This is a genomic window from Pseudomonas sp. AC229, from assembly GCF_979254655.1.
Window position 1 is genome coordinate 124,386 of the sequence record NZ_CEEDHK010000005.1, and the last position, 14,355, is coordinate 138,740.

At 56.1% G+C, this 14,355-nt stretch carries 8 protein-coding genes and 2 pseudogenes; 8 read left to right on the plus strand and 2 right to left on the minus strand.

The features are described from left to right. Positions 1-94: 94 nt before the first annotated feature. Together AC0IW7_RS08745 and AC0IW7_RS08750 are read right to left on the minus strand one after the other, a co-directional pair. Positions 95-934, minus strand: a complete 840-nt coding sequence (locus AC0IW7_RS08745; RefSeq protein WP_471817463.1) for a methyl-accepting chemotaxis protein — start codon at positions 932-934, stop codon at positions 95-97. 15 nt (positions 935-949) lie between these two features. After that, a pseudogene (locus tag AC0IW7_RS08750) lies at positions 950-1,795 on the minus strand (MCP four helix bundle domain-containing protein); the annotation flags it as partial. Positions 1,796-2,243: 448 nt separating this feature from the next. Between AC0IW7_RS08750 and AC0IW7_RS08755 the strand changes: the two are divergent. From AC0IW7_RS08755 to AC0IW7_RS08790, 8 genes and pseudogenes are all read left to right on the plus strand, one after another. Continuing rightward, a complete protein-coding gene (locus AC0IW7_RS08755) occupies positions 2,244-3,086 on the plus strand; it encodes an oxidoreductase (protein ID WP_471817174.1) in 843 nt (280 codons plus the stop codon). A gap of 298 nt (positions 3,087-3,384) precedes the next feature. After that, positions 3,385-5,196, plus strand: coding sequence for a DUF1302 domain-containing protein (locus AC0IW7_RS08760; protein ID WP_471817175.1), 1,812 nt, complete (start codon positions 3,385-3,387; stop codon positions 5,194-5,196). A gap of 34 nt (positions 5,197-5,230) precedes the next feature. Next, on the plus strand, positions 5,231-6,604 hold the full coding sequence (locus AC0IW7_RS08765; RefSeq protein WP_471817177.1) for a DUF1329 domain-containing protein: 1,374 nt from the start codon (positions 5,231-5,233) through the stop codon (positions 6,602-6,604). Positions 6,605-6,709: 105 nt separating this feature from the next. Continuing rightward, positions 6,710-7,768, plus strand: coding sequence for a WD40/YVTN/BNR-like repeat-containing protein (locus AC0IW7_RS08770; protein ID WP_471817179.1), 1,059 nt, complete (start codon positions 6,710-6,712; stop codon positions 7,766-7,768). Between the two features lie 74 nt (positions 7,769-7,842). Further along, entirely contained in the window at positions 7,843-10,389 is a 2,547-nt protein-coding gene (locus AC0IW7_RS08775) for an efflux RND transporter permease subunit (RefSeq protein WP_471817181.1), read from the plus strand. Next, on the plus strand, positions 10,386-11,759 hold the full coding sequence (locus tag AC0IW7_RS08780; RefSeq protein WP_471817183.1) for a DUF1329 domain-containing protein: 1,374 nt from the start codon (positions 10,386-10,388) through the stop codon (positions 11,757-11,759). Before AC0IW7_RS08775 ends, AC0IW7_RS08780 begins: the two co-directional genes overlap by 4 nt. Before the next feature lie 237 nt (positions 11,760-11,996). Beyond that, positions 11,997-12,875 (plus strand): annotated as a pseudogene (locus AC0IW7_RS08785) (protein kinase family protein); the annotation flags it as partial. A 93-nt stretch (positions 12,876-12,968) separates the two neighbouring features. Continuing rightward, positions 12,969-14,099, plus strand: coding sequence for an alpha/beta hydrolase (locus AC0IW7_RS08790; protein ID WP_471817185.1), 1,131 nt, complete (start codon positions 12,969-12,971; stop codon positions 14,097-14,099). Positions 14,100-14,355: the final 256 nt, after the last annotated feature.

Sequence of the window (14,355 nt, forward strand, 5' to 3'; positions counted from 1 at the left end):
GCAGATATACCTAGCAGTCGCTTGATTGGTAAAGGGCAGGGGCCGCACAGGTGTGCGGCCCCTTTTTATATGCGGCTCAAATTAGCCTGCGCACTCAGATGCGGAACTGGCCGACCGCTTGGCGCAGCCCCGAGGCCAAGTGGCTAAGCCGTGCGGAGATGTTGGACGTTTCTTCTGCTGCCGCGCAGTTGGTCTCGCTCATGCGGGCGACGGTTTCGATGCGTTGGGCGACGTCTAGGGTGGCGCTGCTCTGCTGGTCAATCGCCGTGGAGATCAAATTGACCGCGTCGGTTACCTGCACTGACGAGCTACGTATTGCGTGCATACGCACTGAAACCTGATCGGAAAGCGACTTACCGTTACTGACCTGCGTGCTAACGCTGTGCATGCCGCTCATGGCATCGCGCGCTGCTGTTTGCATGGCCTGTACCACCTCGGCAATCTCCGTGGACGAGAGGCTGGTGCGCGCCGCCAACTGCCTGACCTCATCGGCCACCACCGCAAAACCACGGCCTTGCTCGCCAGCGCGAGCGGCCTCAATAGCGGCGTTTAGCGCCAACAAGTTGGTCTGCTCGGCAACGTCCTTGATCACCTGCATCACTAAAGAAATACGTTTGGACTGTTCGCCGAGTACCGCAATCAGCTGCTCCGCGCCGTTGACGGTAGAGGTGATGGTGTCCATTTCGTTGTTGTTGCGAGCAATAATCTCGGTGCCCTGGCTGGCATTGCTGCCGGCCTCTTGGGCGCGCTCTAGCGCGTCACCAGTATTGGCACTGATATGGCTGATGTTGGCGCTCATTTGCTCGATGGCGGCGGCGATAGCGGTGGCTTCTTCGCTTTGGCTAGAAGAGGACGCTCGGACTCGCTGTGAGGCTTGCAGTGCATGTTCGGCCACATCTCCCAGTTGCTCGGCATTACCCAGCACATCGCGCATCGACTGCTGTAGTTTCTCCACCAGGCTGTTAAAGGCTGCCGTAGTCTGACTGGCCTCATCGCGCCCGCGGACTTTGGCGCGCAGGGTGAAGTCATTGTCGCGAGCGACCGCGACGATGGTCTCGCGCATCTCCCGTAGCGTTCCGACTATTCCTTGGGCGATCAACCATGCCGAAATCAACAAGCCTGCTAAGGCTGCGAGAAAGATCCCGGCGATCATCAGGACTGCCTGGTGTTGTTCGCGAGCAGCTTGCTGCCTGGCGTCGTTGGCGGCGTTGCGGTTCAACTCAATCAACTCGTCCAGAGCACTGGTGAAGTTGTTGATCGTGCCCTGGGCAGATTGGTCGAGGCCGATGATCTGGCTCATGCCTTGCCTGAGCGGCTGCCACTCTGTGCCGTTAAGCAATTGGTCCAGTACCGAGTTGATCTGCTGGTTGTTGTACTGGTAGTTGTCCCACTCCTGTTTAACTTTCTCCCAGGCCGCTTGTTCGGCTTCTTCTTTAGGCAGCGCTGTGTAGGCATCTAGGGCCTTCTGCGCTTGCTCCTCGGCGTGGTGCTTGTCCTCGGCAACGGACTGATAAAACTCGTGAGCCTCGTCGAGAATCGGTGCTTTGTCCTCAACGTCTTCGAACTGGTCCAGGTTCCACGCAATCATTTCGCGGGTGGAATTTACCGTGGCCAACTGCCCCAGGCGCAGGCTCAACAGGTTTTCCACGGCCGGGCCGCGTTTATTGCTGAGCAGTTCAAGTTGCTGGCCCAACTGATGTATGCCGTACCAACCACTGGCTCCGACTAGCAGGAGCATCGCGGTTGAAAACAAGGTGATGATGGCCAGCTTGGCCTTGATCGAGAAGTGGCGCATGGCGAGGTAATGCCTGTGATGTGTCGCCTGTAGGCGGTATCGGAACGAATACGGTCTGTGTGAACGAGCGGCACAGGCCGCGAAATTCGGAGCGCGGTGCTCTCAGGTCATTACTTAGGGGGCGTTACAGGGGGCTTATGCATGGTTTAGGTCTCCAATTCTTGTTTTTGTAGTTGATAAATACTGAACGGCGTTCCTTTATATGTCCAATGGTTATTCGTCATAGCCCTGGGTAGCTGCATCCGAGCGGGTGCTGCCGAGCTGGCTGGATATTTGTTTTAACCACCCTCGAGGCTGCTGGTACTGGTATTTATGTGCGGTATTGTGAATGTCATTCCTTTTTGTGTATTTTGATTTTCTGCTTTGCGCAGGGTGCGCAGCGCTTATCTACTCGGGGTAAGCAGCGGTTAGCGCAACTTCGTCAATCAATAAGAACAAGAGGTTTATTGTGTCGAAAACGATCCGAAAGTGGCTGATTACCGGGGTTTCCAGTGGCTTAGGCGAAGCGCTTGCCAAGGCCGTTCTAGAGCGTGGCGATAGCGTAATTGGTACGGTGCGCAAGCCCGAGCAAGTCGCTCTTTTCGAGGCGATGTGCCCGGGGCGTGCCCATGCCGTGGAGTTGGATTTGCGCAATTACGCTCGCGTGCTTGAGGTGGTTGGAGAGGTAGCGCAGCTGCATGGCGGTATCGATGTTCTGGTGAACAACGCGGGTTATGGCTTGGCCGGTGCAGTGGAGGAGGTCAGCGAGAGCGAAGCGCGCGAGCAAATGGAAACCAATTTTTTTGGCGCGCTGGCGGCCACTCAGGCGGTTCTACCAGCGATGCGTGAGAAGCGTTGGGGGCATGTGGTGAACATATCGTCCATGGCCGGTTTTATGGGGATACCTGGCATGCCCATCTACAGCGCGTCCAAGTTCGCCCTAGAGGGGTTTGGTGCCGCCCTTGCAGCGGAAGCTGCGCCGCTTGGTATTCGGGTGACCAACGTCGAGCCGGGTGCCTTGCGTACGCGCTGGGCTTCGAGTGGCGCGATCATTCGTTCAGCAAAGGTTATCGACGACTATCAGCAAACAGCCGGCGCAGTTCGTGGCGGTTTGGCGAAAATGGACGGCCATCAGGATGGCGACCCCGCTAAGGCGGCACTCGCGATAATAGCTGTTGTGGATGCGCCGCAGCCTCCGCTGCATCTGCCTGTTCACCCCAGCGCTTGGGCGGCCTATCGCGCCACACTGCAGACAGCCATCGAGCAGTTAGATGCATGGCGTAGTGTTAGCGAGGATATTTTATTCGACTGATTTTTTCTGTTTTCTAGGCTTGAAACCGGCCGTTGCGCTTAATTGAAATAGCCGTTGTAGAGCGGTTTTTATGGGTTTTTTGCTAGCTGCTCGGCGCTGTGTCCAAGCGGCCAATAGAAGTTGACAACCTAGGTGGCATATACAATTATCCGAACGGCGTTCATTAAACGCGATTCAGCAACCGCTCTGCGCATTTTGGCTCGGGGCGTTTGGGAAAAAGACGATGGGAGCGTACTTACCTCACCACGCTTCCCTTTGGCCTTAGCCAGGCCCGCATAAGAGATGGAGAACAACAATAATGACTCATCGCTTTACACAACCTAGCTGCGCTTCCCCAAAGCGTATGGGCCTGCAAGCTTCCCTGTTAGCCATGGCGGTGGCCGCAGCAGCAGGCAACGTATATGCAGTTAGCCTGGACTTCGGTAACCCAGATATTGAAAGCCGTCTGGACACCACCGTTCGCTACAACCTGGGTATCCGCGGTGAACATACTGACTCGCGCCTGAAGATGGGGCCGAACGGTACGGACGACTCTAGTAACAATGCGGTGGCACTGGGCAACAATCGTTTCGAAAAGGGCGACGTGATGCTCAATCGCCTTGATGTGCTTTCTGAGTTTGACGTTGTCGTCCACCAAAACTACGGCTTTCGCATGAGCGCTGCTGCTTGGTATGACCCTACCTATGACGGTGGCGTAGATGACCCTAGCGATGGCAATGTTGTATCGCGCAACATCTTCAAGAACGGCAAATATTCTGACTACACCCGCAACTACACCACCGGGCCTTATGCCGAGGTTCTGGACGCCTTTGTTTTCGGTACGTTCGATGCGGGCGCCACTACCACGTCGCTGAAGTTCGGTCGGCACAATATTTACTGGGGCAACTCGCTGTTCCCGCAGTCCAAGCAATCTTCTATTGCTTATAGCCAAGCCGCTCTCGACCTGCAAAAAGCATCAAACAGCCCAGGGCTTGAAGCTAAGGAATTGTTCCTGCCACAGAACCAGTTCACCGGTACGTTGCAGCTGAACCCAACCTTCTCTCTGGCGTGGCAGTACTCCCTTGAGTGGCGACGTGATCGTTACCCAGAAGGTGGCACCTTCTTCGAATACGCAGGGCCGGCATTTTATGGGGCTGATGGTCCTGAGATTGGTCAAACCAGGAACAAGCCAAGTAGCGGTCAGCATGACTGGGGCGTAATGGCTAAGTGGGAGCCTGAGTTCATGGACGGCGGCAACATGAGTTTGGTATTCCGCGAGTTCCGCGAGAAAACCCCGAACCCCTTCGCTGTGTCTGACGCAGGCCTGCTGGACCGAGTTTACAACCCGAAAAGAAACCAACTATTTGGTTTTGCCATTGAGCAGAACGTCGGCGGTGTCAACTTCGGCGCAGAGCTGACCTATCGTAAAAACGCTCAGCTTTACACCACTGTAACCGGGCTTATCGGCGTGGATAACCCGACTGCTCCGACAGGCTTATTGGCGTTTGAGTCTCAAAACGCTCCCCGTGGCGATGTCTACGGCATTGTCCTCAATGCGGTGAAGTTGCTGCCTGAAACGATGCTGTGGGACGCGGGCGAAATCGCCGCAGAACTGTCTTTCCAGCATCTCGACAAAGTTACTTACGATCCGGGTTTGGAATTTCGGCCGTTTGCCGCTCCCGGCGCAAGCTTTCCAACCGGCTTGAGCAACTTCCCATTAGAGAACGGTAACTCGCCGCTCTGTGCCAATAGAAGTGGCGTGCCGGGCTCTGGCGATGGGTCATGGGGTTGTGCAACTCGCAACTCAACCGTGTTCTCCACCAACTTTACCCCGCGTTGGTTGCAGGTTTTCCCAGGCGTTGACGTCAGCGCTCCTACGTTCCTGTCTTGGGGCGTGCAAGGCAACTCTGCAACCGGTGGTCTAGTGGGGGCAGAAGGCCAGGTTAGCTACTCGTTCGGCATACAAGCCGATATCTACCAGACCCATACGGTCAAACTCGCATGGAATGACAGTTATTCGCCGACCCACAACACGTATCCAGCAACTGGCGGGCAAGGTGTTACGGGTGGCGGTACCTGGTGGCAGAACGATCACGGTTGGCTCTCGCTGAGCTTGAAAACCGCTTTCTGACTAAGACAAGCTGCATGAATGGAAGGGTTAAAAAATGAATTACAAGAAATACCTAATCTCCATAGCTGTCTCATATGCTCTTGCTGCTCAAGGCTTTGCTGCTGTTACCGCGGAAGAAGCCAAGCAAATCGGCACTACGCTGACCGAGTTCGGCGCCACTATTGCCGGCAATAGCGATGGCAGTATTCCTGCCTATGATCCGGCTAAAGCGCTGAGCAAACCACCAGCCGGCTATTCGCCGAAGGACCCCTCTGGTGGCTTTCCTTATGTTGACCCTTATGCGGACGAGAAGCCGCTGTTCTCGATTACTTCGAAGAACATGGCGCAGTACGCCGACAAGCTGGATGACGGCAACAAGGCGTTGCTCTCGCGTTATCCCGAGTACCGGATAGATGTCTATCCAACCCACCGCAGCGCACCACCGTTGCCAAAATTTGCCCATGACAACACCGTCAATAACATTGGCAAACCACATCTGGAAGGTGAGGGTACCGGTCTCGCCGATGCCCATGCGCAGGTTCCTTTCCCCCTTGTCAAAACTGGCAATGAGGCGATGTGGAACTTTGCAGTGCGCTTCTTTCGGCCTTACGAAGCCGGCAACTTTGCGACCTACGTAATTGATAGCGCGGGTGAGCAGACGCTAGTGACGGACTCGTCGGTCGTTTACGAGCATGAGTATTGGGACCCCAGCAAAACCAGTTCGGACTTCAGCAACCGCCTGCTCAACAACAACAAGGCACCCGCTGGTAAATCCGGCTCCAAGGATATGCGTTACACCCCACTGCGGCTCGATATTAAGAGCGACAGTGCCTGGTCCTACTCGCCAGGGCAGCGCCGCGTACGACTTGCGCCAGAGTTCAAATACGACACCGTTTCGGCCCAGTACGGTGGCCTGATCACCTTCGACGAAATTACTGGTTTCGACGGTAAGCAGGATCGTTTTGATTTCAAACTGCTGGGTAAGAAGGAGATGTTCGTTCCCTACAATACTTACCGCACTGAGTCCGCCAAGCTTGATGAGCTGGCCAAGAATGGCTTCGTCAATCCGGACAAGCTTCGTTGGGAGTTGCACCGCACGTGGGTAGTTGAGGCAACGCTGAAATCTGGGCAGCGTCACACCAACCCAACTAAGCGTTTCTACCTGGACGAAGACAGTTGGAACATGACTATGTACAACTCGTATGACGCTGCCGGGAAGCTCCATCATTCGCAGAACTTCTTGTTGTTTGTTGGCTATGACGACGTACCGTTGGTGCGTAGCGAGGGCGTGCTTATTTACGATCATTCCAAGGGCAACTATGCAATCGCATCGGTGCCGCTGGATACGCGTACGGGCTGGCACGTTGCTGCGCCGTTCTCTCCTAATCTGTTGTCGCCGGCGGCAATGGCGGGTGCGGGCGTTCGCTAACGACACTTGAGTTTCTTCGGGCTTTGGAGTTAGCTCCGAAGCCCGGATTGTTCAGGGCATATCGTCCGTATTGAGTCATAGGCGACTGTAGCCTTGGAGGTTTTCTTGCTGCGTCTTTCCTTTATTACTGCCGTGTTGGTTAGCCTGTTGCCGCTTTCTGTTGCAATGGCGCAACCCTATGCCGATCCACTGGATGCGCCTGCCCAAATTTACCCGTTGGCTGCTCAGTCGCAATTGACCGGCATAACCCAGGCGGGTAAACGAATGGTTGCAGTGGGCGCGCGAGGCGTGGTGCTGCTTTCCGATGATGCTGGGCAGCATTGGACACAGGCCAAAGTGCCGGTGAGTTCTGACCTGGTCGCGGTGCAGTTTCCGAGCAAATTGTCCGGCTGGGCGGTCGGCCATGATGGCGTCATTTTGCACAGCACCGATGGCGGCAACAGTTGGGAAAAACAGCTGGATGGCCGTGACCTGCTGAAACTGTTGACCGACCATTTTCAAGCATTGGTGGATAGCGGTGATCAGCTTGCTAGCCAGTATCTTGAGCTGGTGACATTGAATTTTTCTAACGGGCCCGAGCAGCCTTTTCTCGGTGTTTGGTTCGAGGATGAACTGCACGGCTACGCCGTGGGTGCCTTTGGCACCGTCGTGGTCACCCAGGATGGAGGCAAGAGTTGGCAGTCGTGGATTGAGAAAGTCGACAACCCCAATAGTTTCCACCTCAACTCGGTAATCGGCATTGCCGGTGATATTTACATCGCCAGTGAGCAGGGCACCGTATTTAAGCTGGATCGCGCTAAACAGCGTTTTGTCGCTAGCGCTACCGGCTATACCGGCAGCTTCTTTGGTGTGGTGGGCAACGAGAGTTATCTGCTCGCCTATGGGCTGCGAGGCAACGCCTACCGGTCTACCGATGGTGGGCAGCATTGGTCCCACGTAGAGACAGGCAATTCGGCTGGTTTGGTGGGTGCGGCCATCGATGAAAGCGGCGCGTTGCTGCTAGCCAGTCAGGCCGGTGCAGTGCTGAAAAGCGATGACCAAGGTAAGAGCTTCAAGGCCATTGACGCAGTACACCCTTACCTATTTGCAGGGCTTAGCCAGATGACTGGAAATAAGGTGGCAATTGTCGGTATGGCTGGCGTGCAGGTGGTTTCTAGCCAGTGAGTTGAAGGGTGAACTCTACCGCTTAAATCGGTAGAAGTGATTTTGTCTGAACAATAACAATCGAGAAGACATTTATGGCTATTCCTGCCGGCGAACAGGATGACATGCAAGTCATCCGAGATCCCAAGGATTTCGATCGAAACAGCGGTGTCTGGCTCGAGCGGTTCATTTTCAACCACCGTTTACCCATATTGTTTATTTGCTTGCTGAGCACATGTTTCTGGGTCTGGCAGGCGGCAAAATTGCCGGTGAACGCCAGCTTTGAAAAGATGATTCCGCAATCACATCCCTATATTCAGAACTACTTCCAGAACAAAGATGCTCTGCGCGGAATGGGCAACTCAGTGCGTGTGGTGGTGGAAAACACCCAGGGCAGCATCTTCGATAAAGACGCCCTGGAGGTTCTGCAAAAGGCCAACGACATCCTCTACCTCATGCCCGGCGTGGATCGTTCGGCGCTGCGTAGCCTATGGACGTCCAGCTTGCGTTGGACCGAGGTGACGGAGGAGGGCTACCGCGGTGGCCCGGTAATGCCGGACGGTTTCGACTGGTCTGAGTCAGCGATGAACACGCTGCGCAATAACATCTTGCAGGCCGGGATTGTTGGCAGTTTCGTGGCGTCCGACTTTAAGTCGAGCTTAATTGTGGTACCGCTGATGGAACTGAACCAGGACACAGGGCTGCCCCTGGACTATCGCGAATTCTCCCATCAGCTGGAAAGCAACGTTCGCGCCTTAGAGACTCCGAACATCCGGATTCATATCGTCGGCTTCGCTAAATTGGTCGGCAACCTGATTGATGGCCTGTGGCAAGTCGCAGAGTTCTTTGCCATCGCTGCCGCTATCGCAGCACTCTTTGTGTTCCTCTACACCCGCTGTATTCGCAGTACCTTATTGCTGGTTTTTTATGCGGTGCTTGGCGTGATCTGGCTGCTGGGTATCCTCAGTTCGATTGGTTACGTACTAGACCCGTATTTGATCTTGGTACCGTTCCTTATCTTTGCCATTGGCCTGTCCCATGGCGCGCAGAAGATGAACGGCATCATGCAGGACGTTGGCCGCGGCACGCATAAATACGTGGCCGCGCGCTACACCTTCCGCCGTTTGTTCCGCGCCGGTCTAACTGCACTGTTGGCCAACGTGGTGGGCTTCGCCGTGCTGATCATCATCGATATTCCGGTGATCAAAGAGATGGCCGTGAGCATGTCGATCGGCGTCGGCATTTTGATCTTTACCATCCTGGTGCTGGTGCCGGTGTCGTTGTCCTACGTTGGCGTTAGCGCCAAGGCAGCGCAGCGCAGCATTGCTCAAGAGCGTGGCGAGGACCCTGGGCATCTATGGCGCTTCTTCGCCAGCTTTACTCAGCGTAACCGCGCGATTGTCGCCGTTGTGGTCGCTGCTGCCATGACTCTGGGTGGGGTATTGGTAGGCGCCCACGTGAAGATCGGCGACCTTGACGCCGGTGCTCCAGAGTTGCGTGCAGACTCGCAATACAACAAAGACATCGCATACCTAACCGGTCACTACGCACTGTCCAGTGATTTGTTCGTGGTCATGATGAAAACTGCCGAAGGCGGTTGCATGGACTACGCGTCGCTGATCGACGCAGATCGCTTGAGCAACGTGTTGCGCCAGGTACCCGGCGTGCAGATGACAGCGTCGGCAGCGGACTCGGTGCGTTTTGTGTTTGCGGGGCAGAGCGAGGGCAACCCGAAATGGTTGTCGGTGCCGCGTAATGCCAGCAACTTGAACACCGCCATCGAACAGGTGCAGGTAGACAAGCCTGAGCTGGTAGACCGCACGTGTTCGGTAACGCCGATCGTTGCCTACCTAGAAGACCATAAAGCAGACACCCTGAGCCGCGTTGTGGAGGCCGCAGAAACATTTGCCGCCGCGCATAACACCGAGCAACGCCATTTCCTGTTGGCGGCTGGTAGCGCCGGTATCGAGGCGGTGACCAACATCGTGGTTGAGACCGCCAACAGTAAGATGCTGCTGGCGCTCTATGGTGCGGTGACGCTCCTGTGCTTCGTAGCTTTCCGCAATTGGCGCGCCACCCTTATCGCAGTCGTGCCGCTGTTTATCAGCACGGTATTGTGCGAAGCGTTGATGGTAGCGCTAGGCATTGGAATGAAGGTCGCGACGCTGCCTGCTATTACGCTGGGGGTTGGTATTGGCGTGGACTACGCCCTGTATCTGCTTAGCGTGCAACTCCAGCAGCAGAAGGCCGGCCGTACGCTAAGCGAGTCCTATCGATACGCGCTGCAATTCACTGGGCGAGTTGTTGCATTGGTGGGCATGACGCTAGCCGCGGGTGTAGTCACTTGGGTCTGGTCGCCGATTAAGTTTCAAGCGGACATGGGCATCCTGCTGACCTTTATGTTTGTCGGCAACATGATCGGTGCGTTGATCCTTATCCCAGCTTTGTCGTACTTCTTGCTGCGTGGGCCGAATGAGTCGGCTGAGACTAAACGCTCAGGTAAAGCGCAAGAGCCGTCTGTTTCGAAAAGCACCGTGCGAGTGGCTACGTTGTCGACGTCGAATTTGGATACTCACCCTGGCGTACCGCAGTCAGAGTTGGATGCAGTTGGCATCAATATGAAACTCAGGAGAGATCGATGAGCGTTAAGAAGTACCTGCTGCCTTTTGCAGTGAGCAGTGTGTTGGCCGGTCACGCCGTTGCGGCGCCCAGCCCTGAGGAAGCAGCCCAACTTGGCAAAACCTTGACCGCGTTCGGTGCCACCGTCGCGGGTAATGCTGACGGCACCATCCCGGCCTACGATCCGGCTAAAGCCTTGATGAAAGCGCCCGCAGGCTATGCTCCGCAAAACCCCAAAGGCGGGTTCCCGTATGTCGACCCATACGCCAGTGAGAAGCCGCTGTTTTCCATCACCGCGAAGAACATGGAGCAGTACGCGGATAAGCTCGATGACGGCAACAAGGCCTTGCTAACGCGCTATCCGGAATTTCGAATTGACGTCTACCCAACGCACCGCAGCGCCCCGGCGCTGCCACAATGGGCACAAGACAACACGGTGAAGAATATTGCCAAGCCAACGTTGGAAGGCGACGGCACTGGGCTGGCTAATGCGCACGCGCAAGTACCATTTCCGATCCCCAAGACCGGTGCTGAGGCGATGTGGAACTTCAACACGCGCTTCTTCCGCCCTTATGAAGTGGGCAACTTTGTCACTAACCTAGTCGACAGCGCTGGGCAAAAGACCCTGGTAACTGACTCGTCGGTCATCTACGAACATGAGTATTGGGATAACAGCAAGACCAGTTCAGAATTCAGTAACCGCCTGTTGAACTCCAACAAAGCGCCGGCTGCCAAGTCTGGTTCGAAGGACATGCGTTACACCCCACTGCGCCTGGACCAGAAGTCGGATAGCGCGTGGTCGTATACGCCCGGTCAGCGCCGTGTTCGTCTTGCTCCTGAGTTCAAGTACGACACCGTTTCTGCGCAGTACGGCGGCTTGATCACGTTCGATGAGATCAGCGGTTTTGACGGGAAAATGGACCGTTTCGATTTCAAATTGGTGGGTAAGAAGGAGATGTACATTCCTTACAACACCTATAACGCCAACTCCGCAACTGTTGATCAATTGGCTCAGAAAGGTTATGCCAACCCTGATCTCCTGCGCTTCGAACTGCACCGCGTATGGGTAGTAGAAGCCACGCTACGTCCGGGGCAGCGCCACGCTAACCCGCGCAAGGTGTTCTACCTCGACGAAGACAGCTGGGCCATGGCCATGTATGACTCCTACGATGCGGCTAACAAACTGCACCGCTCGCAGAACTTCGCAAGCTTTGTTGCCTACGAAGGCACGCCGGTAATGCGCAGCGAGGCCGTGATCATTTATGACCACACCAAGGGCAACTACGCTCTGGCCTCAATGAGCGGTGGTACGCGCACCGGCTGGTTGACCAGCGAACCATTTTCGCCGAACGCGCTGTCGCCTACTGCAATGGCGGGCGCCGGGATTCGCTAGTTGTGCGTTGCGCCTGGCCGAATAGGGTCAGGCGCAAGCTTTTGGGAGTCGACTATGCGATTGCCGTTACGGATCGAGGACATTACCCCTGAATGGATTGAAGCCGCTCTGGCCATACGCTACCCAGGGGTTGGCGTAACAAGCTGCCAAGTCGTTGATGTAATGCTGGGAACCTCCACCAAAATTCGCGTCAACCTCACCTATAACCATGTCGGTCAAACGTTCGCGTTGCCTGCGCGCATGATCGTCAAGGGCGGGTTCGAGGAACACAGCTCGTCCATGGGTTTTATGTACGCCAAAGAGGCGCGTACCTACGCAGAGGTGTTGCCTCTGTGGAATATCAGGGCACCTCAGTGTTACTTCGCGCAAAGCGATGAGCAGAGTTACCAGTCCATCATTCTGATGGAGGACTTAGACACCCGTCGCGCGCAGTTCTGCAATGCTTTGCAATCTCAAACCTACGAGCAGGTCAGCCGGCGTCTGCAGGCGATGGCGCGTTACCACGCGCAGATGTGGCAGAGCCCGTTGTTCGAAGAGGGCGCAGTGTTGTCCTGGGTAACGCCACGGATGACTGGCGACACGCTGATGTACGCCGACCGCTATCTGCAACCAGACGTTTGGCAGCGCTATCTAGAGTCGCCGCGCGGCGCTGCTATTTCCCGCAGGCTGCATAGCCTGGAGTGGATGCGTGGGGCGTTTATTAGGCTCGCCGAACTTCATGCTTGCCATCCCCTGACACTTAGCCATGGCGATACACACCTGGGAAATCTGTACGAGGAAGCCGATGGCACGCCTGGTTTCTTCGATATGCAGATCAATCGAGCGCCGTGGTTTGCGGATGTTACGTACCACCTGATTTGTGCCCTAGACATGATGGATCGTCGCGAGTGGGAGAGGCCGCTGCTGCAGTATTACCTCGAGTGCTTGGCCGCCGAAGGCATCGCTGCACCGAGCTTCGACGAGGCGTGGGGTTGTTATTGCAAAGAAATTGCGTGGGGGCTGTTCGTCTTCATGATTAACGAAACCCGCTTTCAGAGCGAAGCGGTAAACACCGCTTATTGCGCGCGTTTCGCTGACGCAGCGCTCTGCCATAACACCCTTGTACTGATGGCTTGAGCGAGTGTAGGCAAGGCGAACATCGCCGGCTGCATTGCAATCGCCGAACTGGCGCAGAGTCCCGACTCACAACAATAAAAAGGACAGAGACAAATGAGCACGCCTAGGACAGGCAAGGCGACCAAGGGCCTAGCAGCGGCCGGCTTGGCTGCTTTGGGCGCATGGCTGTACCGGAAGAACATGCGCAAAACGGCAGTTGCGCACACCTTGCTTGACACCACGTCTACATCGTCAGCCGCATCGCCGTCCCCTTCAGCGGTGGATATCCCGCAGCTCCCTGTTAGTGTCGGCGTCCACCTGCTGTCTGGGCTTTTCCGGGTCGTGCCGGGCATAGAAGTGACAAGGATGAGCCCCGAGCAGATCGCCAAGGCTTCTGCGAACCCGCCGGTTGGCAACGCCGTTTATATGATGACTGGCTTCCCGCGAGCCGGCGTTCATGCTCGGCAGACATCAATCGACGGTGTCGGCGGCCCCATTGCGTTGCGCATCTACACGCCCGAAGCCACCGCGACCGTGCCACGGCCGCTGGTCATGGTCATCCATGGCGGCGGCTGGACTCTGGGCGGCTTGGACGCAGCCGATTGGATCGCCAGCAGCGTTGCGCTCAAGTTGGATGCGATCGTGGTGTCAGTGGATTACCGCCTAGCTCCGGCTCACCGCTTCCCTGCAGCAGTGGACGATTGCTTTTCGGCCCTTCAGTGGTGTGCTGCCCACCAGGATGAACTGGGAGCCACTGCAGGCCGTCTCGGCGTCATGGGCGAAAGCGCGGGTGGCAACCTATCCGCCGTTATGTGTTTGATGGCGCGGGAGCGCGGTGGACCGATCATCCACCACCAGGCACTGATATACCCCGCGACCGATCTGCAAATCGACAAGCGATCTCACCTCGTCAATGCCATAGCACCGTGCGTGACGACCAAGGGCCTCAAAAAATACATCGACATTTATCTGAACGGCCACGATGTGAGTGACTGGCGCGGCTCTCCTCTTAGGGCAGGCTCGCACCACGACCTTCCACCTGCACTAATCCAGGTGGCCAGCCATGACCCGCTGTACGACGACGGCGTGCTGTATGCAGAAGCCCTGGCTGCAGCGGACGTGCCGGTGGTGCTGACCGCATACCCGGCAATGCCGCACGGCTATCTGAACTTCCCTTACCTGTCGGGAGGAGCCGAATTAGCGCTGGATCAAATCATCCGTGAGCAGCGGCGATTCCTGCGTTAAGTCACGCTGCAATGCTCGGTTGCTCGTAATTGGCCATGTGTACGACAGCGAAAATCAGCCAATGCAGATCTGCCGTACGTTCGCCTGAACCACCTTGCGTGGCTCAGGCAAGCGTGCACTAGGGGGCGGCCACTCAAAGAAGCAACGGGTCATAGGCAATGACCCGCTCCGACTGAATCAAGCCCATGCTCATTGCTGTCCGTTTACCGCTGCGCAGTGGTCGTGCAAATTGAATTGGCTCGCACCGATGAGGCAG